General features: G+C 65.6%; 25 protein-coding genes. 12 read left to right on the top strand and 13 right to left on the bottom strand.

What is annotated here, in order from left to right; all coding sequences use genetic code 11:
• Positions 1-32: 32 nt before the first annotated feature.
• Both ACO07D_RS05565 and ACO07D_RS05570 read right to left on the bottom strand, forming a co-directional pair.
• Entirely contained in the window at positions 33-1,022 is a 990-nt protein-coding gene (locus ACO07D_RS05565; RefSeq protein ID WP_421701958.1) for a Hint domain-containing protein, read from the bottom strand.
• A gap of 132 nt (positions 1,023-1,154) precedes the next feature.
• Positions 1,155-1,673, bottom strand: coding sequence for an invasion associated locus B family protein (locus tag ACO07D_RS05570; RefSeq protein ID WP_421701959.1), 519 nt, complete (start codon positions 1,671-1,673; stop codon positions 1,155-1,157).
• 184 nt (positions 1,674-1,857) lie between these two features.
• On the opposite strand from ACO07D_RS05570, the gene ACO07D_RS05575 reads away from it, so the two are divergent.
• Complete coding sequence (locus ACO07D_RS05575) at positions 1,858-2,856, top strand: asparaginase (RefSeq protein WP_421701960.1); 999 nt, start codon at positions 1,858-1,860, stop codon at positions 2,854-2,856.
• 16 nt (positions 2,857-2,872) lie between these two features.
• Here the strand turns inward: ACO07D_RS05575 and ACO07D_RS05580 are convergent, their stop codons facing one another.
• The gene (locus ACO07D_RS05580) at positions 2,873-3,913 is read right to left on the bottom strand and encodes an NAD(P)/FAD-dependent oxidoreductase (protein WP_421701961.1); all 1,041 of its coding nucleotides are present in this window, start codon (positions 3,911-3,913) and stop codon (positions 2,873-2,875) included.
• Positions 3,914-3,966: 53 nt separating this feature from the next.
• Between ACO07D_RS05580 and mnmD the strand changes: the two genes are divergently transcribed.
• Both mnmD and ACO07D_RS05590 read left to right on the top strand, forming a co-directional pair.
• Positions 3,967-4,626, top strand: a complete 660-nt coding sequence (gene mnmD, locus ACO07D_RS05585) for a tRNA (5-methylaminomethyl-2-thiouridine)(34)-methyltransferase MnmD (RefSeq protein ID WP_421701962.1) — start codon at positions 3,967-3,969, stop codon at positions 4,624-4,626.
• Positions 4,623-5,489 carry a DMT family transporter gene (locus ACO07D_RS05590; protein ID WP_421701963.1) on the top strand — a complete coding sequence of 289 codons (867 nt, stop codon included), beginning with the start codon at positions 4,623-4,625 and terminating at the stop codon, positions 5,487-5,489. The genes mnmD and ACO07D_RS05590 overlap by 4 nt, the downstream gene beginning before the upstream one ends.
• 114 nt (positions 5,490-5,603) lie before the next feature.
• Here the strand turns inward: ACO07D_RS05590 and ACO07D_RS05595 are convergent, their stop codons facing one another.
• Positions 5,604-7,532: a lytic transglycosylase domain-containing protein gene (locus tag ACO07D_RS05595; RefSeq protein WP_421701964.1), complete on the bottom strand. Its 1,929-nt coding sequence runs from the start codon at positions 7,530-7,532 to the stop codon at positions 5,604-5,606.
• Between the two features lie 144 nt (positions 7,533-7,676).
• On the opposite strand from ACO07D_RS05595, the gene dapA reads away from it, so the two are divergent.
• Together dapA and tsaA are read left to right on the top strand one after the other, a co-directional pair.
• Complete coding sequence (gene dapA / locus ACO07D_RS05600; RefSeq protein ID WP_421701965.1) at positions 7,677-8,549, top strand: 4-hydroxy-tetrahydrodipicolinate synthase; 873 nt, start codon at positions 7,677-7,679, stop codon at positions 8,547-8,549.
• The gene (gene tsaA / locus ACO07D_RS05605; RefSeq protein WP_421701966.1) at positions 8,549-9,025 is read left to right on the top strand and encodes a tRNA (N6-threonylcarbamoyladenosine(37)-N6)-methyltransferase TrmO; all 477 of its coding nucleotides are present in this window, start codon (positions 8,549-8,551) and stop codon (positions 9,023-9,025) included. Before dapA ends, tsaA begins: the two co-directional genes overlap by 1 nt.
• 199 nt (positions 9,026-9,224) lie before the next feature.
• On the opposite strand, the gene ACO07D_RS05610 is transcribed toward tsaA, so the two are convergent.
• Positions 9,225-9,653 (bottom strand): CBS domain-containing protein, encoded by a 429-nt coding sequence (locus ACO07D_RS05610; protein WP_421701967.1) that lies wholly within the window; start codon positions 9,651-9,653, stop codon positions 9,225-9,227.
• A 119-nt stretch (positions 9,654-9,772) separates the two neighbouring features.
• Between ACO07D_RS05610 and smpB the strand changes: the two genes are divergently transcribed.
• Positions 9,773-10,252, top strand: a complete 480-nt coding sequence (gene smpB, locus ACO07D_RS05615) for an SsrA-binding protein SmpB (RefSeq protein WP_421701968.1) — start codon at positions 9,773-9,775, stop codon at positions 10,250-10,252.
• A 112-nt stretch (positions 10,253-10,364) separates the two neighbouring features.
• On the opposite strand, the gene ACO07D_RS05620 is transcribed toward smpB, so the two are convergent.
• Positions 10,365-11,339 (bottom strand): glutathione S-transferase family protein, encoded by a 975-nt coding sequence (locus tag ACO07D_RS05620; RefSeq protein WP_421701969.1) that lies wholly within the window; start codon positions 11,337-11,339, stop codon positions 10,365-10,367.
• A 174-nt stretch (positions 11,340-11,513) separates the two neighbouring features.
• Here ACO07D_RS05620 and ACO07D_RS05625 point away from each other — a divergent pair, with 174 nt between their 5' ends.
• Positions 11,514-11,864, top strand: coding sequence for a hypothetical protein (locus ACO07D_RS05625; RefSeq protein ID WP_421701970.1), 351 nt, complete (start codon positions 11,514-11,516; stop codon positions 11,862-11,864).
• A 6-nt stretch (positions 11,865-11,870) separates the two neighbouring features.
• On the opposite strand, the gene ACO07D_RS05630 is transcribed toward ACO07D_RS05625, so the two are convergent.
• The 3 genes from ACO07D_RS05630 to ACO07D_RS05640 form a co-directional block, all read right to left on the bottom strand.
• A complete protein-coding gene (locus tag ACO07D_RS05630; RefSeq protein WP_421701971.1) occupies positions 11,871-12,503 on the bottom strand; it encodes a LysE family translocator in 633 nt (210 codons plus the stop codon).
• 54 nt (positions 12,504-12,557) lie between these two features.
• Positions 12,558-13,097 carry a L,D-transpeptidase family protein gene (locus tag ACO07D_RS05635; protein ID WP_421701972.1) on the bottom strand — a complete coding sequence of 180 codons (540 nt, stop codon included), beginning with the start codon at positions 13,095-13,097 and terminating at the stop codon, positions 12,558-12,560.
• A 65-nt stretch (positions 13,098-13,162) separates the two neighbouring features.
• Complete coding sequence (locus ACO07D_RS05640) at positions 13,163-14,344, bottom strand: MalY/PatB family protein (RefSeq protein ID WP_421701973.1); 1,182 nt, start codon at positions 14,342-14,344, stop codon at positions 13,163-13,165.
• Between the two features lie 108 nt (positions 14,345-14,452).
• On the opposite strand from ACO07D_RS05640, the gene def (ACO07D_RS05645) reads away from it, so the two are divergent.
• The 5 genes from def (ACO07D_RS05645) (at position 14,453) to speB (ending at position 17,696) form a co-directional block, all read left to right on the top strand.
• Positions 14,453-14,974, top strand: a complete 522-nt coding sequence (def, locus tag ACO07D_RS05645; protein WP_421701974.1) for a peptide deformylase — start codon at positions 14,453-14,455, stop codon at positions 14,972-14,974.
• Positions 14,971-15,465, top strand: coding sequence for a peptide deformylase (gene def, locus ACO07D_RS05650; protein ID WP_421701975.1), 495 nt, complete (start codon positions 14,971-14,973; stop codon positions 15,463-15,465). Before def (ACO07D_RS05645) ends, def (ACO07D_RS05650) begins: the two co-directional genes overlap by 4 nt.
• Before the next feature lie 183 nt (positions 15,466-15,648).
• Positions 15,649-16,548 carry a methionyl-tRNA formyltransferase gene (gene fmt / locus ACO07D_RS05655; RefSeq protein WP_421704994.1) on the top strand — a complete coding sequence of 300 codons (900 nt, stop codon included), beginning with the start codon at positions 15,649-15,651 and terminating at the stop codon, positions 16,546-16,548.
• Between the two features lie 36 nt (positions 16,549-16,584).
• The gene (locus ACO07D_RS05660) at positions 16,585-16,821 is read left to right on the top strand and encodes a GlsB/YeaQ/YmgE family stress response membrane protein (RefSeq protein ID WP_421701976.1); all 237 of its coding nucleotides are present in this window, start codon (positions 16,585-16,587) and stop codon (positions 16,819-16,821) included.
• Between the two features lie 53 nt (positions 16,822-16,874).
• Positions 16,875-17,696 carry an agmatinase gene (speB, locus tag ACO07D_RS05665; protein ID WP_421701977.1) on the top strand — a complete coding sequence of 274 codons (822 nt, stop codon included), beginning with the start codon at positions 16,875-16,877 and terminating at the stop codon, positions 17,694-17,696.
• A gap of 13 nt (positions 17,697-17,709) precedes the next feature.
• On the opposite strand, the gene ACO07D_RS05670 is transcribed toward speB, so the two are convergent.
• From ACO07D_RS05670 to ACO07D_RS05685, 4 genes are read right to left on the bottom strand one after another with little or no spacing between them, the layout of a single operon-like run.
• Complete coding sequence (locus ACO07D_RS05670) at positions 17,710-18,333, bottom strand: trimeric intracellular cation channel family protein (protein ID WP_421701978.1); 624 nt, start codon at positions 18,331-18,333, stop codon at positions 17,710-17,712.
• A complete protein-coding gene (gene rnhA / locus ACO07D_RS05675) occupies positions 18,330-18,782 on the bottom strand; it encodes a ribonuclease HI (RefSeq protein ID WP_421701979.1) in 453 nt (150 codons plus the stop codon). The genes ACO07D_RS05670 and rnhA overlap by 4 nt, the downstream gene beginning before the upstream one ends.
• A complete protein-coding gene (locus ACO07D_RS05680) occupies positions 18,775-19,386 on the bottom strand; it encodes a class I SAM-dependent DNA methyltransferase (RefSeq protein ID WP_421701980.1) in 612 nt (203 codons plus the stop codon). The genes rnhA and ACO07D_RS05680 overlap by 8 nt, the downstream gene beginning before the upstream one ends.
• Complete coding sequence (locus ACO07D_RS05685) at positions 19,383-19,994, bottom strand: LysE family translocator (protein ID WP_421701981.1); 612 nt, start codon at positions 19,992-19,994, stop codon at positions 19,383-19,385. Before ACO07D_RS05685 ends, ACO07D_RS05680 begins: the two co-directional genes overlap by 4 nt.
• Positions 19,995-20,041 lie beyond the last annotated feature (47 nt).

Below are 20,041 nucleotides of genomic sequence, written 5' to 3' on the forward strand. Positions count from 1 at the left end.
GACGCAGTCTATACCGTAAGCGGAAGGCCTTGTCACGCGGCCAGAAGCACCTTGGTTTCATGGCCATTGAGGCAGCGCCGCGCAGTCGCCGTGACGGGGGCCTCGGCCAGCGCGGGGAAGAGCTGGAACAGCTCGGACCGAGCCGCCCCGTCCAGCCCGCCCAGAGCCCGGGCGCCAGAATGGAAGCTTTCACTGATCAGCCCGTCGGTGGTGACCAGTTGGTGGGTGTCGAACATCAGATGCAGGTAGACCGGTGCGGGAATGTCATGGGCGACATGAATGCCGCGCCAGCCGACCAGCCGAGCAGCCGGAGCCAGCAACTCCGCCTCGCCGAACCACAATTCGCAGAGCGGCCCATCCAGGGCCACACGGTGGGCCGGCGAGACGCAGATGTCGCGGGCATTGCCCAGCGCGCCCGATGGGATACGGATCGGATGCAGATTATGGCGGCGCGTCTCGGAGGCCGACACCCGGCGCGACCCGATCCAAGCCACCGGCTGTGCTCCATGATCCCGGGTCAGCACCAGGTCGCCGGGCCGCAGTGTTTCGATTGGGCGCGGCCCCTCGGGCGTGTCCACGCGCGTGCCGGCCAGAAAGCAGGGAATGACCCCACGATCGGGCGTCGTGCTGGTCGTATAGCTGGCGCCGTGATCGGTCGACACCAGGCTCTCCCCCTGCCCCGTCGTGCCGATCTGTGTCGAGGTCAGGCCGTCCGCTGCCCCTTCGGTCGCGGTCACCCCATCGTCGAACGAGACGAAGGCGACCACCGTGCCATCCACGACAAGCGCCACTGCGCCCAACCGGTGCACGCCGGCCTGAACCGAATAGACGTCGCTACCGGCAATCGTATTGTCGGGCGTTGCCGGCAGGGCATTGGTCGAGCGCACCGTGCCATTGTTGTTGTAGATCACGACCTCGACCACCGACGGGTCGGCGCCGTTGTCCAAAACAACCTCGATAAAGTCCTGCGACCCGGCGCCGCGGTACTTGATCTCGGACAGGTAGGGCGTGAATTCGGGCATGCTCCACTCATACGTCTTCCGCCCCCGGCAGGTGTCGGGGATGGGAAATGGTTACCAAAAGATTAAGCCGAAAATTGGACATGGGTGCGGTACGGCCGGGAAACCCCGGCCGTACCGCAGATCAGATCCGGATCAGTTGCAGCGTTTCTGCGCGTCGTCGACCGACGCGGTAAAGCCCAGCAGCGAGAAGCTGTCCTCGGTTCGCTTGCCGCGCGACGAGAAGCCGACCACGACCGCCTTGGCGCCGCGTTTCATCGCCGCGATGATCTTGGCATCGTCCTCGGGGCTGCGCGACCAGGCGGTCTCGCCGTCGGTGAACAGTTCGAAGTTCGAGCTGCCGATGGTCATCGCCACGGTGGAGCCATCGCGGAACGGATAACCGGCGGCAAAGCTGACCTGACCGGCCCCGCCTTCACCCTTCCAGTAGCTCACGAACATCAGGATCGTGCCGCGGCGGGCCGACACCAGACGCCCGTCCTGGGTCACAGTGCTTTCCGTGGGCGCGGAAACCGCCCAGCATTCGCCACTGCCGCTTTCTTCGAACACGCTCCAGGCGGTGTTCGCACCCACGCGGCTTTCCGAGTCCTGCGCAACCGCGCCCGTGGCGGCCAGCGACAAGGCCAGGGCGCCCGAAATTAGGATGGATCTCATGGTCAATACAGCCTCCAGCTGCCTCTGCCTCAAAGGGGCCCTCTGCGTCATCCGTTCTAGGCGGCGATTTTCCGCAGCTGGCCGTTTTCATCTCTGCGCGCACAGTTTAACGTAACATTGCCGATTTGTGAAAGACCCGTTGGCGGAATTTCGCGCGTTCGACCCCGGATAGGAGAGCAAAAACATGAGCAACGCCGAGCTGCTGTGCGAAATCTGGCGTGGAGACTTCATGGAAAGCCGCCACATGGGCCATGCGGTGGTCTGCGGGCCGGATGGCGAGATCGTCGAGGCATGGGGCGATCCGGACAAGGTGGTGCTGCCGCGCAGTGCGGCCAAGATGATCCAGGGGCTGGGTCTGGTGGAGAGCGGCGCGGCGGATGCGGCGGATCTGGCGCCCGAACACCTGGCGCTGGCCTGTGCCTCGCATGAGGGCGCGGCGATCCACACCGATCCGGTGAAACGCTGGCTGTCCGACCTGGGCCTAGGCGACGACGACCTGCGCTGCGGACCTCAGATGCCCAATGACCGTCCGGCCAAGAAGGCGATCATCTGCTCCGATCGCAAACCCTGCCAGGTGCACAACAACTGCTCGGGCAAACACGCGGGCTTTCTGACCCTGACCAAACACATCGGCGCGGGCCCCGAATATATCGACCCCGATCACCCGGTGCAGCTCGGCGTGCGCGAGGCATTCGAAGAGGTCACCGGCGCCCCCAGCCCCGGCTTCGGCATCGACGGCTGCTCAGCGCCGAACTTCGCCACCACCATGCAGGGCATGGCCCGGGCGATGGCCTTCTTTGCAAATGCGCGCGAGGGCGGATCAGCCCGCGAAAGTGCCGCCGCCCGGCTGCGCGACGCGATGGCGCTGCATCCCGAACTGGTCGCAGGTGAAGGCCGCGCCTGCACCGAACTCATGCGCGCCATGGGTGGGGCGGCAGCGATCAAGACAGGCGCCGAGGCCTATTTCGTCGCCATGCTGCCCGAACAGGGGCTTGGCATCTCGGTCAAGATCGACGACGGCGGCACGCGGGCAGCGGAATGCGTGATCGCTGCCCTTCTGGTGCGCCACGGTGTGCTGGACGCGGACCATCCGGCGACACTGAAACGCATGGACGCGGTGGTGAAAAACTGGCGCGGGGTCGAAACAGGCTTCATCCGCCCCGCAGCGACCCTGCGCAGGTAAGATCAGGCGGAGGCGGTCAGAGGCTCGCCTCCACCCGGAACCGCTCGGGGATGTGGTCTGCGCCGTCCAGTACCAGGTCGGCCATGACCTCGGCCACTTTCGGGGCCATTCCAAAGCCGATCTTGAAGCCGCCATTGGCAATGAATTCGCCGTCCCGCCCGGGCCAGGCGCCCAGCATTGGCGCGCGACTGCGGGCGCGCGGACGCAGGCCCGCCCAACGCTCCACCACGGGGGCAGCCTTCAGCACAGGCAGCACTTCGCCCGCCTTGAGCAGGATGTCATCCAGCAGCTCATCGGTTCCATCCGGTGACGTATAGTCCCGTTCCGAAGTCGATCCGACCGCCACGGTCCCGTTCTCATGCGGCACGATCAGCACCGGCCCGGCCGCGACCTGCGCCATGCTGCGCGCATCCAGCCCCAGCACGGCAGCCTGGCCCTTGACCCCGTTGCCGACCTGTTTCTCGCGATCATCCGACAGGGCCTTGAGCCCGGCCAACCCGGTGGCCCAGACAACGCGGCCCTCGGCAGGCGCCTCGCCGATCACCACCTCGCCGCCCAGCGCGCGAATGGCCCCGGCCAGCGCCTCGCAGGCAGACCGCGGATGGATGCGGGCGCTGAGCGTGTCGTGAATCACCAGCCCGGTCTCGGAGGTGGGCGACCAATCCCCACCCGGCGCGTCCACCACCTCCCAGACCGCCTGGCCCTGCCAACAGCCGCGCGCCGTCTCGGCCCGTTCGCGTGCCAGCTCCAGCGCGCGGTCGGTGTCGATGGGTTGCAACCGCCCGACCCTGCCATAGCCGGTGGGCAGGCCGGACAGCTCCGCCGCCCGCCCCCAGAACCCTTCCGCCGCGATCAGGCTCTGAAACTGAAACGCCTTGATATCATTCCACTTCTCCGGTGCATGGGGGGCCAGCATGCCGACCACGCCACCGGAACACCCCGCCGCCACGCCGGTGCGTTCCACCACCCGCACCTTCGCGCCCCTGAGCGCGCAGGCAAACGCCACGCTCAACCCGAACACGCCCGCGCCCATCACGGTCACATCAGTGATTGCCAAAGCGCAAATCCTTCCCCATTGTCGCCCAGTTGCCCCCACTCATAGGCGATCACATGGGACAGGACCAGACAGCCGAGCTTACTTGGAAGGACGGCGCCACACCGGTGGCGGTGCGTTTCGACGACCCCTATTTCAGTCTGCAGAACGGGCTGGAGGAAACGCGTCATGTCTTTCTAGCGGGCAATGACCTGCCTGCGCGGCTGTGCGAGGGGTTCCACGTGGCCGAGCTGGGCTTCGGCACCGGACTGAACATGCTGGCGCTTGCGCTGGTGGCCGAGGTGCCCGTGCGGTTTACCTCCTTCGAGGCCTACCCCATGGCGGCGGACGACATCGCCCGTGCGCTTGACGCCTTTCCCGAGGCGCGCGCGATTGCTGATCCCTTCCTCGACGCCTGGGCCAGCGGTGCCCGGCAGTTCCAGCTTGGCCAGCTCACGGTCGAGGTGATCGAAGGCGATGCGCGCCAGACCCTGCCCGCCTGGGATGGCGAAGCCGACGCCTGGTTCCTGGACGGGTTTTCACCGGCCAAGAACCCCGAGCTTTGGGGCGAAGACCTGATGTTGGCGGTCGGCGCCCATACGACACCGAATGGAACCTGCGCCACCTATACGGCGGCGGGCTTCGTGCGCCGCGCGCTCAGCGATGCCGGGTTCGAGATCACCCGCATCCCCGGCTACGGCCACAAACGCCACATGACGGTAGGGGTCAAACAATGAGCGGAACGGACAATCGCCTGGGCATCTGGCTCATGGTCGCCACCACTTTCGTTTTCGCCATGCAGGACGGTATCTCGCGCCACCTGGCCGAGGTGACCAATGTCTACATGGTGGTGATGGTGCGTTACTGGTTCTTTGCCGCCTTTGTAATGGCCCTGTCGGCGCGCCAGGCGGGCAGCCTGTGGAAGGCGGCGGCGACGGAACAGCCTTTCCTGCAAGCCTTTCGTGGCACGCTGCTGGCAGCCGAGATCTGCGTCACCGTGCTGGCCTTTACCATCCTGGGCCTGGTGGAAAGCCACGCGGTCTTCGCCTGCTACCCGCTGATCGTGGCGGCCCTATCGGGCCCGGTGCTGGGCGAACAGGTCGGCTGGCGCCGCTGGGCCGCCATCGGCGTCGGGTTGATCGGCGTGTTGATCATCCTGAAGCCGGGCTTTGGCGTGTTTTCCCCCGCCGCGATCGTGCCCCTGGTGGGCGCGGCCATGTTCGCGCTCTACGGGCTGCTGACGCGATACGCCGCGCGCAAGGATACGACCGCCACCAGCTTCTTCTGGACTGGCACGACCGGCGCGGTGGTGATGACCGCGGTGGGCGTGTGGTTCTGGGAGCCAATGAATGGGCGCGACTGGATCTGGATGGGCACACTCTGCCTATCCGGCGCCTTCGGCCACTGGCTCCTGATTAAATGCTACGAGGTCGCCGAGGCCAGCGCAGTGCAGCCGTTCGCCTATCTGCAGCTGGTCTTCGTGTCGATCCTGGGGGTCACCGTGTTCAACGAGACAATCGAGGCCAACGTGATCCTCGGCGCCGCCATCGTCGTGGGCGCAGGCACCTTTACCCTGATCCGCGCGCGCAAGGCGGCCTGACCTACCCTTTCATCTTTCCACAAGTATCCCGGGGGGGCAGCCCCCCGGCACCGCGACGTCGAGGAATGCGCCGAAGGCGCGTAAAGAGACGGCGCAACCCCTCGCGATATGCCTCTACCGCTTCAACTCCCGCGAAAGCTCCAGCGGCGCCACCTTGCCGGTCAGCCGCGCGCGGTAGACCGGCAGGCTTTCGGTCACCCGCATCACGTAATTGCGGGTCTCACGAAACGGGATGTGTTCGATCCAGTCGATGATGTCCACATCCGGGGACCGCACATTGCCGAAACGTTCCGACCAGCGGATCGACCGCCCCGGCCCGGCATTATAGCCCGCCGCGATCAGCACCGGGTTGCCGTCGAACCGCTCGATCAACCCGGCCAGATACTCGGATCCCAGACGCGTATTGTACGCCATATCCGTGGTCAGCCGCGCCTTTTCATAGGCGACGCCGACCTCGGCCGCCATGTCCTTGGCCGTGCCCGGCATCAGCTGCATCAGCCCCATCGCGCCCGCGTGCGAAACGACGGACGGGTCGAACTCGCTTTCGCGCCGGGCAATCGCCAGCTCCAGCGCACGCGGGACCGAGCGGTTGCCGCGCCCGATATCCGGGGTCGGGAAATACGGCCCGTGCAGTACCCAGCCCTGCCGTGCAGCGTATTTGGCCAGCATGACCTGCAAATGCGGCTCATCCACCGACCCGGCCCAATCCGCCAACTGGCCTATCCCCGTACGGGTCTGGCTTTCCGCCAGATGCACCACGAAACGTTCGGCCCAGTAAAGCTCACCCGCCGCATGCCAAAGCCGCGCGGCCTCCATCACCTCGCCACCCCAGAACCCCGCCTCGGCAAAGGGCGGAAAGCTTTCGGTGCCGGTCAGCGCCGGGTCCATCGGCAGACCTGCCTTCTCGGCGGCCAATTGGCCGTAGAAACTGGTCTGATACTCGGCACCAAATTCGTAAGCGGCCTGCGCGGCCAGCTCATTGCCAACCGCCTCCTGCGCGCGGCCCTCCCAGTACCCGGCCCGGCCAAGCGAGATCGGCGTCTCGACCCCTAGTCGGAAGGTGCGGAAATGTTCTAGCGCGACCCCCGGCTTGTCCAGCTTGCGCAGGGCCAGGTAACCCGCCAGCCACTCCAAATCGTTCTGGTTAGACCCACCGGACAGGTGGTGGGACGACGCGAGGCGATAGGCTTCCTCCGCCCGCCCCTCGCGCATCAGCCAGCGCGCCAACACCCGACGCCAGGAGGCCCAACGCTCGGGCTCGCCCAACGAGGCCGCGGAACCCGACCGTTCCAGCGCCAGCGCCGCGGCATCCTCGTTGCGCCCCTTGGAGGCGCGCCAGAGGAAACGTTCATAGGCAAGACCCGGATCATCCTTCAGCGCGGCGGGCACCTTTGTGATCAAAGCGTCCACGCCATTGACCTTGCGACGCAGGCCAATGCGCGCCTCGGCAAGCTTCTGGTGATCCGCCCCCACCAGCGGCACCATGCGCGCGGCCTGCTTGGTTTCACCCCGCCACAGAAGCATATCCAGCCGATCCCAGTGGTGGTCCCGGATCGTGGCACGCCAGTCGGATTTGAACGCAGCTTCCTCGGACGAGGACAGCGACATGGAAATCCAGGCCAGGATCACCTGCCCCTTGGCCTCTTCCTCAGCCCCTGTCGCCTTCAAAGCACGGGCATATTGCAAAGCGCCATGGCCGGTTTGCGGCGGCTGATTGGCGAAATAGGCCAGCACCTCGGCACCGGGCGTATCGGGGCCAATCGCCCCCTCCATCCGGCGGCGCAGCAGTTTCAATCCGGGCCAGTCGGCGTTCTCCGCCAGGAAAGCACGCGCCTCGGAAAATGTGCCCTCACCGGCGCGCAGCCGGTGCCAGGTAACCAGCTCCCCAGGCAAACCTGCTCCGGCAGCCTCGGCAGCCGCAGGCCAATCCTTTTCCGTGACCGCCTCCATCGCACGGGTCAGCGCGGCGACCTGAGAGGCATCTTGGGCAAGGGCGGGGAAGGCCAACCAGGCGGCGGCCAACAGGGTCAGAATCCGTGTCATGCGGAAAAGGTAGCGCCGCAATGTCACGGGACAATACACAAACTTGGCATTTGTTCTGATCCCGGCTAGTTTCCGCCGCGTTTGCAGCGGGGTGACTCGAATGCCCGGCCAACACTGAAACGGACAACAACAAAGGAGCGTGTCATGTTCAAAGGATCTCTTCCTGCCCTGGTCACGCCGTTCAAGGACGGCGCAGTGGATTTCGACGCGCTCAAGCACCTGGTCAACTGGCAGATCGAGGAAGGTTCCTCGGGCCTGGTGCCGGTGGGAACGACGGGCGAAAGCCCGACCCTGACCCACGAGGAGCACGAGGCGGTCATCGAGGCCACCGTGGAAGCCGCCGCCGGTCGTGTGCCGGTGATCGCGGGTGCGGGCTCGAACAACACCGCCGAGACGCTGCGTTTCATGGAACACGCCAAGCGCGTCGGTGCTGCCGCTGGCCTGGTGGTGACGCCTTACTACAACAAGCCGACCCAGCGGGGCCTGATCGCGCATTACACCACCGTGGCCGACGCGGTGGACCTGCCGATCGTGATCTACAACATCCCCGGCCGGTCCGTGGTGGACATGTCGCCCGAGACCATGGGCGAGCTGGCCAAGCACAAAAACATCGTCGGGGTGAAGGACGCAACTGGCGATCTGGCCCGCGTTAGCGACCAGCGTCTGACCTGCGGCCCCGAGTTCTGCCAGCTGTCCGGTGAAGACGCCACCGCGCATGGGTTCAACGCCCAGGGCGGCACCGGCTGCATCTCGGTCACCGCGAACGTGGCGCCGGGCCTGTGCGCGCAGATGCAGGCGGCGACGCTGGAAGGTGACTACGGACGCGCGCTGGAGATCGCCGACAAGCTGATGCCGCTGCACAAGGCGATCTTTACCGAGCCCGGCCTGGTCGGCGCCAAATATGGCCTGTCGAAACTTGGTCGCTGCTCGACCGAAGTGCGCAGCCCGCTGACCGAGCTGGAAGACAGCACCAAGGCGCTGATCGACAGCGCCATGGCCCATGCCGGCCTCATCTGATGAGCTTTGAAAAACGAGAGGGGGAGGTCGCCCTCCCCTTCGACCCCGCCGACAGTGACGGACCTCGGGTGGCCTTCATCGGCCGCGTACGTTCGCAATGGCAACCGGGTGACGCGCCGCGCAATATCGGGTCCGCGCGCGAGGCAGGGGCCGCCGCGACGGTCGAGCTGGAGCCCGGCTATGCCCAGGGCCTGCAGGGGCTGGAGGTCGGGCGCCACATCATCCTGATGTATTGGATGGACCGGGGACGGCGCGACCTGATTGTGCAAAGCCCGCGCCACACGGCCTCGGGACGTGGTGTCTTTTCCCTGCGCAGCCCGGTACGTCCGAACCCGATTGCCATGTCGACGGTCCAGATCACCGCTCTGGACATGGAAACAGGCGTGATCGGCATCGACGCGATCGACTGTTTCGACGGCACCCCGGTGGTGGATATCAAACCCTGGATCGAAACCATCGACATGCCGCAGGGCTGAAGCGGCACGGATAGCGTCACCAAAGCTGAGCAAGTTGCACGGCCGCAGGCCGGGCAGCGCCCGACCCTCCCCACGGGAGGGCGCTTTTGCGACGCTGAGAACACCACAAACGTTTCGGCATCTTCCACCGCGTGCCCCAAAGAACCGTTGCGAGGCGCCCACCCAGGTTCGGGCGCTACCCGCCCCGCTCAGTGCTGGCCTACCCGTCCGCCCGCGCCGTCGACATTTCGCGGAAGCGCTCGAACAGCATCACGTATTCCGCCGGGATGTCACGATAGGACAGAAGCCCGACCAGCTGGTCGCCCTCCATCACCGGCAGATGGCGAAAGGCATCGCCCAGCTTGGCCGCCAAGGCATCGGACACCGCATCGTCGATCCCGACGGTGACCGGATCCGCCGTCATCACCGCACTGGCCTGCGTCGCGGCCATGTCCATCCCCTGCGCCACGGCGCGAAAGACGATGTCGCGCTCGGTCACGATGCCTTTCAACGCGCGCCCTTCGACCACGGCCACGGCGCCCACGCGATTGGCCTCCATCACCCCCGCAACCGCGCGCAGCGTGGCCTCCGGTGAAACAGTATGCACCGGGCGGTCGCCCAGGATCTTGCGAAGGGTGGTCGTGCTCATGAGGTCTCCTGTCGGTTGCGTGGCCGAACTATGGTGCGCAAACGACAGGGGCGCAAGCATTGCACACCGGGGTTGGACAGGGTCTGGACAGCGCCCCCCGGGGCGCCTACATCCCGGCCATGGCCAAGAAACCCAAATCCGACCCAAACTACAAGGTGATCGCCGAGAACCGGCGCGCGCGGCATGACTATGCGATCGACGAAGATCTCGAGGTCGGCATCGTGCTGATGGGGTCCGAGGTCAAGTCCCTGCGCGAAGGCGGGGCCAATATCGCCGAAAGCTACGCCGCCGTGGAAGAAGGCGAGCTGTGGTTGGTCAACGGCCGCATCGCGCCCTATGCCCAGGCCAAGACCTGGGGGCATGAGGAACGGCGCAAGCGCAAGCTCTTGGCCTCGAAACGGGAACTGGCGCGGCTGTGGAACGCGACCCAGCGCAAGGGCATGACCCTGGTGCCGCTGGTGCTCTACTTCAACCACAAGGGCCTGGCGAAGATGAAGATCGGAATCGCCAAGGGCAAGAAGCACCACGACAAGCGCGCGGACGCGGCCAAGCAGGACTGGAACCGCCAGAAGGCCCGCCTGTTGCGCGACAAGGGCTGACACGCCTCACCCTTTCATCTTTCCACAAATATCCTGGGGGTCCGGGGGGCTAGCCCCCCGGCACCGCGACCCGGAGGAAAAGCGCGAAGCGCGTCTGACGACGGGGCGCAACTCAGCCCCGCCCGTGCGGCGCCTCCCAGTCCAACACCGGATTGATCGGGATGATCCGATGCGGATTGATGGTCTCGTGGCTGTAGTGATAGTGCCGCACGATATGGTCGAAATGCACCGTGCCCGCCACGCCCGGGTATTGGTAGAGCTCCCGCGTATAGGCCCAGAGGTTCGGGTAATCCACCAGCCGCTTGCGGTTGCATTTGAAATGCAGTTGATAGACCGGATCAAACCGCGCCAGCGTGGTGAAGAGCCGCCAGTCGGCCTCGGTCAGACGGTCGCCCAGCAGGTAGCGGTTGTCGGCCAGGTGCCCCTCCAGCCAGTCGAGACTGTCGAACAGTTCGCCGACCGCCGCGTCATAAGGCGCCTGGCTGGTCGCGAAGCCCGCCTTGTAGACGCCGTTGTTCACGGTGCTGTAGATGCGCGCATTTACCTCTTCAATACGGTCCCGTAGGGGGTCCGGCCAGTAATCATCGCCATTCCCGGTCAGCCCGTCGAAGGCCGAATTGAACATGCGGATGATCTCGGAGCTTTCGTTGGACACGATGGTGTCACGCTGTTTGTCCCAGAGCACCGGCACCGTCACCCGACCCGAGACATCGGGCACCGCGCGCGTATAAACCTCGCGCATGAAACGCGCCCCGTGCAGCGTGTCGCCAGTTGCGCCGGGAAAATCCGCCTCGAACGTCCAGCCGTCCGACAACATGTCCGGATGCACGACCGAGACGTCGATGTGATCCGACAACCCTTTGATTTCACGAAAGATCAAGGTGCGATGCGCCCAGGGGCAGGCATAGGAGACATAAAGGTGGTACCGCGCGCTTTCCGCGGCAAACCCGCCTTCACCCGACGGGCCCGGGGCCCCGTCCGGCGTCACCCAGTTGCGAAACTTGGCCTCCTTGCGCACAAAGGCGCCACCGGTGGATTTGGTGTCATACCAGGTGTCATGCCAGGTGCCATCAACAAGCTGTCCCATGGGATCTCCTTTCCCGACCAACCTAGGCACTTGGCCCCGGTGCGAAAACCGGCACCCCCGCGCAGGGGCGTTGCAAATCTGCACAGGCAGGCCGGGAAACGCAGTGTCACCAAAGGTTAACTTGACCGTAACCAAGCGAATGGCATGATTGGCTTCGGTCTTGGAGGATGGACTATGGAATTTCTGCCCAAAGAGGTGCGCGAAGGCCTGGAAGCGGCCCGCAAACGCGACCTGAAGAAGAAGTCCCGCCTGCGCGTGCGCGTGAACGAAGAGGTGTTCCCGGTGCTGAAGTTCTGGGACACCGGCTTTGCGCTGGATATCGAACGCGCACCCCGGCTGCGCGGGCTGGTCGACCTCTATGACGGCTCGCGCCACCTGTACCAATGCCTGATCGTCGCCTCCGAGGAGGAAGACGGCCAGATGAAATACGAGTTCAAGCGAAGCACCGCGGTCGAGGATCGCGCGCCCCTGGATTTCGCCCGCGAGGAAAATGCACCCATCGGGCTGATCCCGCGCATGGTCTGAGCCCGCTCAGCCGCGCGCCAGACCCAGACGCAAACCCAGGCCGATCAAGATGCCACCGCCCAGACGGTGCAGCCAGACCCCGGCCCGGTCCGATCCGCGCAGGGCCCGGGTAATGCGTTCGGCCAGCACGACACAGATCGCATCGGCACTGGAGAACATCACGTTCACCACGGTGCCCAGCACCATCAGCTGCGCCCAGAGCGGCAGGGCGGCCGAAGGATCGGTGAACTGCGGCAGAAAGGCCACGTAGAAAATCGCAGTCTTCGGGTTCAGCACCTCGACGCTGATACTTTCCCAAAAGGCGCGGCGCGGACTTTTGGCTTCGACCCGTGCATCCGCCGTCACGCCCGCCTCGCGATTGCGCATCAGCTTGATTCCCAGCCAGATCAGATAGGCCGCCCCGGCCAGTTTCAACACGGCATAGAGCACCGGCACGGCCTGGAACAGAACCGCCAACCCCAGCGCGGCGGCAAAGACATGCACGTAGCCGCCCACGTGGATGCCCATGGCCGCAAACCAACCCGCACGCGGTCCGCGCGCAAGGGTCTGCGCGGCGGTATAAAGCATCGACGGCCCCGGCATATAGGCAAAGACGGCGGTGGCCAGAACGAAGGCGATCAGGATATCGGCTGAGGGCACGGGGCCTCCTTTGGGTGTAAGGAGACCCTAGGGGCGTTCAGATAACGGAGCAAGTCAGGGGCGGATCTCGACCTCGGTGCCGATGCCTGCCACCGCCCAAATCTCGCGCATCTCGGCATCCGACACGGCGATGCAGCCCGCGGTCCAGTCATAGGGTATGGCGCCGATCCGCCCCAGCCCGTTAGGCTGGCCGTGGATCATGATGTCGCCGCCGGGGGAATAGCCGCCCGCGCGGCCCCGTGCCACATCCTCGGGCTGCGGATAATCAATGCCCAGCGACAGGTGATAGGCGCTGTTGGGGTTGCGCCGGTCGATGGTGAAGGTGCCTTCCGGCGTGCGCCCGTCGCCCTCGCGGTCCTTGTCCCCCTCGGGGTCGAAGCCCAGCGCGATGTCATAGGTGCGCACCACCTCGCCATCCTTCCACAGGGTCATGCGGCGGGCGGATTTCTCGATCAGGATGCGGTCGATCCGGTCGGGCAGAGCCACAGTTACGGGCGGGGCGACGGGGCTATAGCGGTCATAGAGAACCACCGCCGCCCCGGTCAGGATCAGCAGAAAGGTAAGGGCGGAAAACAGGCGGGCAAGACGCAACATGGCGCCATGTCACCCGGGGCAACGCCCGGGCGCAAGCCGACGGCCCGCACCCGGCAAGTCACCGCTTACTGCAGATCGCCAAAGGCTGCCTGCATACGCTCCACCGCCTGGGCCACCCGCGCGCGCGGCGTGGCCAGGTTGAAGCGCAGGAAACTGTCGCCGCCCAGGCCGAAGGTCGGCCCGTGGTTGGCGGCAATGCGCGCCTCCTGCTCGGTGCGCTTGGTGAACTCCTCGCGCCCCATGCCGGTGCCCGCAAAGTCCACCCAGGCCAGGTAGGTCGCCTGCAAACCCATCGAGCTGAGGCCCGGGATCGCATTGATCCCCTCGTCGAACAGGCGACGATTGCCGTCCAGATAGGCGACCAGCTGATCGACCCAGTCGGCACCGTCCGGGCTATAGGCGGCCTCGGCCATGAACAGGCCGAAACTGTTGGCAGAAATGCCCATCGCCGCCATGCGTCCGGCAAACTTGGCGCGCAGCCCCTCGTCATGGATGATCACGTTGCCCACGTGGCTGCCCGCCATGTTGAAGGTCTTGGTGGTGGCGGTCATCATCACCAGCCGGTCTTCAATGCCCGGGATCTTCGCCATCGGGATGTGGGTACTGCCGGGCATCACCAGGTCATGGTGGATCTCGTCCGACACCAGCACCAGGTCGTGGCGCTTGGCGAAGGCGGCCACACCCTCCAGCTCTTCCCGGGTCCAGACGCGGCCGCCCGGATTGTGCGGCGAGCACAGGATGACCATCTTTTCCTTGCCGGTCATCGCCGCGTCATAGGCGTCGAAATCGTATTCGTAGCGGCCGTCGTTGTTGACCAGCGGCATCTCGACCACCTCGCGCCCGGCGGCGGAAATCACCCGGGCAAAGGCGTGGTAGACCGGGGTGAACAGCACGACACCATCGCCCGGCTGGGTGTAGGCATCGACACACATGGCGGTGCCATGCACCAGCCCGTGGGTGGTAAAGATCGCACCCGCGTCGACCTCCCAATCATGCCGCGTCTTCATCCACCAGCGGATCGCATCCTTGTAGCTGGCATCGTCGCCGTAATAGCCATAGATGCCGTGATCCAGCATGCCCTGCAGCGCCTTCTGCACCGCCGCCGGCGGGCGGAAATCCATATCCGCCACCCACATGGAAATCCCCTGATCGGCGGGCACACCATAGATCTTCTCCATCATGTCCCATTTCACCGAATGGGTGCCGATGCGGTTGATGTCCTCGTCAAAGTTGATGGGGGTGGTCATTCGGATCTCCGTGTACTCGCGGCCTGCGTCATCCGGCACAAGCTAGCGCCGAATTCGCCGCGCGCAAGGGGCGTTGCGCCGGAACCGGTCATCGCATACATGAACCCCATGACTTTGCGACCGATCCTGATCCACCCCGACCCGCGCCTGAAGAAGGTCTGCGATGCCGTACCCGACCTGTCGGATGAGCTGCGCACGCTGGCCAAGGATATGCTGGAGACCATGTATGACGCGCCCGGCATCGGCCTGGCCGCGCCGCAGATCGGCGTGACCAAACGGCTGATCGTGCTGGACTGCGTCAAGGAAGAGGACGCCGCCCCCCAGCCCACGATCATGTTCAACCCCGAGATCATTCGCGAAAGCGACGACACCAATGTCTATGAGGAAGGCTGCCTGTCGATCCCCGAGCAGTTTGCCGAGGTGACCCGCCCGAAAGAGGTCGGCGTGCGCTGGCTGGACATGGATGGCAATGTGCAGGAACGCGACTTCGACGGTCTCTGGGCGACCTGCGTGCAGCATGAGATCGACCACCTGAACGGGGTGTTGTTCATCGACTATCTGAAGCCGCTGAAGCGCCAGATGATCACCCGCAAGATGCAGAAGTTGAAGCGCGAGATGGCGCGCGGATGAGCCACCGACCCTTCCTCATGTGGCCCGACAAGCGGTTGCGATCGGCGGTCGATCCCGTCGAGGCCGTCACCGACGAGACCCGCGCGATCTGGGACGAGATGATCGAGGCGATGGATGCCATGCCCGGTGTCGGTCTGGCCGCCGTGCAGCTGGGCATCATGCAGCGGCTGGCGGTGGTGGATGCCTCGGACGAGCGTGGCCAGGCGGTGCGCATGGCCAACCCTGAAATCCTGCATGCCTCGGTCGAGTATCGCGAACACGAGGAAGCCAGCCCCAACCTACCCGGCGTCTCGGCCAAATTCATGCGCCCGCGTGCGGTCACGGTGCGGTTCCTGAACGAGCAGGGTGTCTGGGACCGCAAGGATTTCGTCGGCATCTGGGCCACCTCGGTGCAGCACCAGATCGACCACCTGAACGGGCGCATGTATTTCGACAACCTGTCGAAGACGAAACGCGACATGCTGATGAAGAAGGCGAAGAAGCTGCGATAAGGGCCAGTTGATAGGGCCGCGCCCGACCCTGGGTGGGCGCGTGCCAACACAGCTATCCTGCGCCGTATCCGCCACACTCGGACCATTGCCGAGGATAGAAACGTTGCAAAAGCGCCCTCCCGTGGGGAGGGTCGGGCGCGGCCCGGCGTTGCCGCCGGACCAGCCCATCGAAAGGGAAGAATGATGCGCATCATTTTCATGGGAACCCCCGATTTCTCGGTCCCCGTCCTGGACGCTCTGGTCGACGCCGGTCACGAGATCGCCGCCGTCTATTGCCAGCCGCCCCGCCCCGCCGGGCGCGGCAAGAAGGACCGGCCGACACCCGTGCATGCCCGGGCCGAGGCGCTGGGGCTTGAAGTGCGCCACCCGGTGTCGCTGAAAGGGGTCGAGGAACAGGAGGCCTTTGCCGCTCTGGGTGCTGATGTCGCCGTGGTCGTGGCCTATGGGCTGATCCTGCCGCAGGCCATTCTGGATGCGCCCGCGCATGGTTGCCTGAACATCCACGCGTCCCTGTTGCCGCGCTGGCGCGGCGCCGCGCCCATTCACCGCGCGATCATGGCGGGCGACGCGGAAACCGGCATCTGCATCATGCAGATGGAGGCCGGGCTGGACACCGGCCCGGTGCTGCTGCGCGAAGCCACGCTGATCGGCGCCGAGGAAACCACCGCCGGGCTGCATGACCGCCTGTCCGACATGGGCGCGGGTCTGATCGTTGAGGCCCTGGGCAAGCTGGGCAGCCTGGTGCCCGAGGTGCAGCCCGAGGACGGTGCGACCTATGCCGAGAAGATCGACAAATCCGAGGCACGCATCGACTGGACCCGCCCGGCCGTCGAGGTCGATCGGCTGATCCGCGGCCTCTCGCCCTTTCCCGGCGCGAAATGCGATATTGCCGGTGAACAGGTCAAGCTGCTGGCCTCGCGTCTGGTGGATGGCGCGGGCGCACCGGGCCAGGTGCTGGACGGGCTGACCATTGCCTGCGGGACCGGCGCGGTCGAGATCCTGCGCGCCCAGCGCCCCGGCAAACGCGCGATGGAGGCGGAAGACTTCCTGCGCGGCTTCGACCTGCCGGACCGGATTTCCTGACCTTCACATCGCCCGCACAGACCCCATATTGGGGATATGCCCATCGTGTTTCTCATCATCGTCGGCGCTGCCGCCGGGTTCCTGGCCACACGGCTGATGGACGTGCAGACCTCGGTCCCGGTGACCGTGGCGATCGGTGTGCTGGGCGCGTTGGTCGGCAGCCTGCTGCTGCGCCTGGCGCTGGCCATGACCGGTTTGGCCTTCGGCTTCGCGGGTGCGGTGCTGGGGGCACTGGCACTGATCTGGCTCTGGAAGACGTATTTCCGCGGTTGACCTGCCCGCCTTACCCGGCCAATCCTCGCCGGAGTTGAATAGAGGAGCCCCTGATGACCGATACCCTGACCTCCGGTGACGTCGCCCTGATGGGCGTGCCGCTGGACATGCACTCCTCGTTCCTCCAAGGCCCGGCCTTTGCGCCCGGGCGCATCCGCGAGGCGCTGCATTCTGGTGCGGCCAACCTGACCGCCGAGGATGGCACCGACCTGGGCAGCCATCCCGGTTTCAAGGACACCGGCGACCTGGACGTGTTCGAGCAATTCGGGCCTGAGGCGATTGCCAAAATCGAGGTGGGCGCGGCCGAACGTCTTGCCACCGGCGCACGACTTCTATCCCTGGGCGGGGACCATTCGGTGGCGTATCCCCTCATCAGCGCCCATGCCGACCGCTACGAGGGGCTGAACGTGCTGCATATCGACTCGCACCCGGACCTCTATGACGAACAGCCGCTGGGCAAGCTTGGCCATGGCTGCCCCTTCGCACGGGTGATGGAAACCGGCAAGATCAAGCGCCTGGTACAGGTCGGCATTCGCACGATGAACGCGCATCAGCGCGAACAGGCGGATCGCTTCGGGGTCGAGGTGGTGGACATGCGATCTTGGAGCGCGGACTACACACCCGAGTTCGACGGGCCGGTCTACCTGTCACTGGATCTGGACGCGCTGGACCCGGCCTTTGCGCCCGGCGTGTCGCATCACGAGCCGGGCGGGCTGTCCACCCGCGAGGTGATCGACCTGATCGCACGCTTCAAAGGCCAGCTGGTGGGTGCCGACATTGTCGAGCTGAACCCTCATCGCGACCCCTATGGCATGACCGCGATGGTGGCGGCGAAATTCGTCAAGGAAATCGGCGCGCGGCTGCTGACGCGGTGATTGCCCGCGCGGATCAGTCCCGCGGCGGCCGGGCGCGGTAGACCGGCAGGCGCCAGCCGAAGGCCAGCGATCCCGCACGCAGGGCGAAGGTGACAAGGATACAGGCCAGCACCGGGGCGATGGGTTGGGGTAGGAAAGCAGCTGCCAGCAAAGCCGCGCCCGCCCCGGCGAAAGCAGCGGTCACGTAGAGCTCTCCCTGTTTCAGCACCAGCGGCACCTCGTTGCAGACCACATCGCGCATGAGCCCCCCCAGCGTGCCGGTGGCAACCCCCATCACAAGCACGATGGGCACGGATTGCCCCAGGCCCATGGCGACACTCGCCCCGGCGGCAACGGCGATTGCCAGCGCGGCGGCGTCCAGCCACAGAAGCGCCCGGTAGCGGCTTTCCAGCAGATGCGCGGTGAAGAACACCAGAACCGCGCCCGCGCAGGCTATCGCCAGCGGCATCGGGTCCCCGACCCAGAAGACCGGGTCGCGATCCAGCAGAAGGTCGCGCACGGTTCCGCCGCCCACCGCTGTCAGGCAGGCCATGAACAGGAAGCCGATGATATCCAACTGCGCGCGGCTGGCGACCAGCGCGCCCGACAGCGCGAAGACGAAAACGGACAGGTAATCGAGGACCTGCGGCGTCATCATGATTTGAAGGGCGCCATGCCCTCGCGGGCCAGTTCGTCCGCGCGTTCGTTTTCGGGATGGCCCGCATGGCCCTTGACCCATTCCCAAGTCACATGGTGACGCGCCTGGGCCTCGTCCAGCCGCTGCCACAGGTCGGCGTTCTTCACCGGCTTCTTGGCCGAAGTCTTCCACCCGTTGCGCTTCCAGCCGTGGATCCAGCCGGTCACGCCGTTCTTCACATATTGGCTGTCGGTCACCACGGTAATGGCGCAGGGCTTGCCCAGGGTCTCGAGCGCATTGATTGCCGCCAGAAGCTCCATGCGGTTGTTGGTCGTATTTGCCTCGCCGCCCTTCAGCGCGCGTTCCTTGACCAACTTGCCACCCTCCTTGGCCTGCAAGAGCGCGCCCCAGCCGCCCGGCCCGGGGTTGCCGGAACAGGCGCCATCGGTATAGGCAAAGAACTCAGCCATCGGTGCGCGCCGTAGCGGTCAGGATCACGAAGGTCTCCACCCCGCCTGCCAGACCTTCGCCATTGCCACGGCGTGTTCGGGTCACGGTAAATCCGGCCTCTGTCACAAGCTGCACCAGCTCATCCTCCTGATAGTAGCTGTAAAAGCGACCCAAGCTGTCGCGGGCCTCTCCTGTGCCCAGCTTCATGCCCAGATGCAAGGCCCCATTCGGGGTGAGCGCGCGGTGCAGGCGGGCGAGGTGGCCGGGGAAGTCCGCCTTGGGCGCGTGAAGCAGGCTGAAATTGGCCCAGATCGCATGGAACCGGGCAATGTCATCGAAGGCGTCGAATGTCTGCACCTCGACCTTCAACCCGTATTTCTCCAGCGCCAATTCGGCCATGGCAGGCGTGGCGTCGCGGGCCGTGACCCGGTAGCCCAGATCCCGAAACTGCACCGCCCATTGACCCGGCCCGCAGCCCAGGTCCAGGATGTGCCCGCCTTCCGGCACATCGGCCAGAAGGGCGGCGATATCGTTCTGCTGCTCGATATCCCGTGTATCGGCGTGCCCATCGGCATAGAGCGCTGCCGCCTCGGTATAGACCGACAATGTCTCGCGGTCGCTCATGCTTTCTCGAACGCCAGTTTGAGACCCAGACCGGCGAAGGCGGCGGCAAAGCTGCGGCGCATCCAGGTCATCGCGCGCGGGCTGGAGAGCACGCGATCGCGGGCAAGCGCCGCGAAGGTGCCGTAGCCCACGAAGACAACGAAGGTCATCGCCATGAAGACCCCGCCGAGGCTGAGCATTTCGGCGGTGGCAGTGGCGGGGCTGCCCGACAGGAACTGCGGCAGGAAGGCCAGGAAGAAGATGGAGAGCTTCGGGTTCAACACGTTGATCAGCGCCCCGCGCGTGGCGATCCTGCGCAGGGTGCGGGTGCTGGGCGCAGCATCGAGGCTCAGCGCGCCGCGATCCCGAAGCGTAGCCCAGGCGAGGTAGAGCAGGAAGGCAACGCCAGCGAATTTGACCACCTGGAAGGCGATGGCCGAGGCATGCAGGATCGCCGCCAGCCCCAGGATCGCCGCCAGCATTGCGGGCACGATGCCCAGGGTGCAACCAACCGCAGCAGCGACGGCGGCAGCGCGGCCCTGTGTCAGACCCGTTGCAAGCGTGTAGATCACCCCGGTGCCCGGGGCGAGTACGACAATCAGCGCGGTGGCCAGAAATTCCGGTGACATGTGAACCTCCCATCTGTTGGCCGCATGGGACAGGAGGGCGCAGGGAA

Source organism: Aliiroseovarius sp. (assembly GCF_965228805.1).
Lineage (GTDB): Bacteria > Pseudomonadota > Alphaproteobacteria > Rhodobacterales > Rhodobacteraceae > JASBTN01.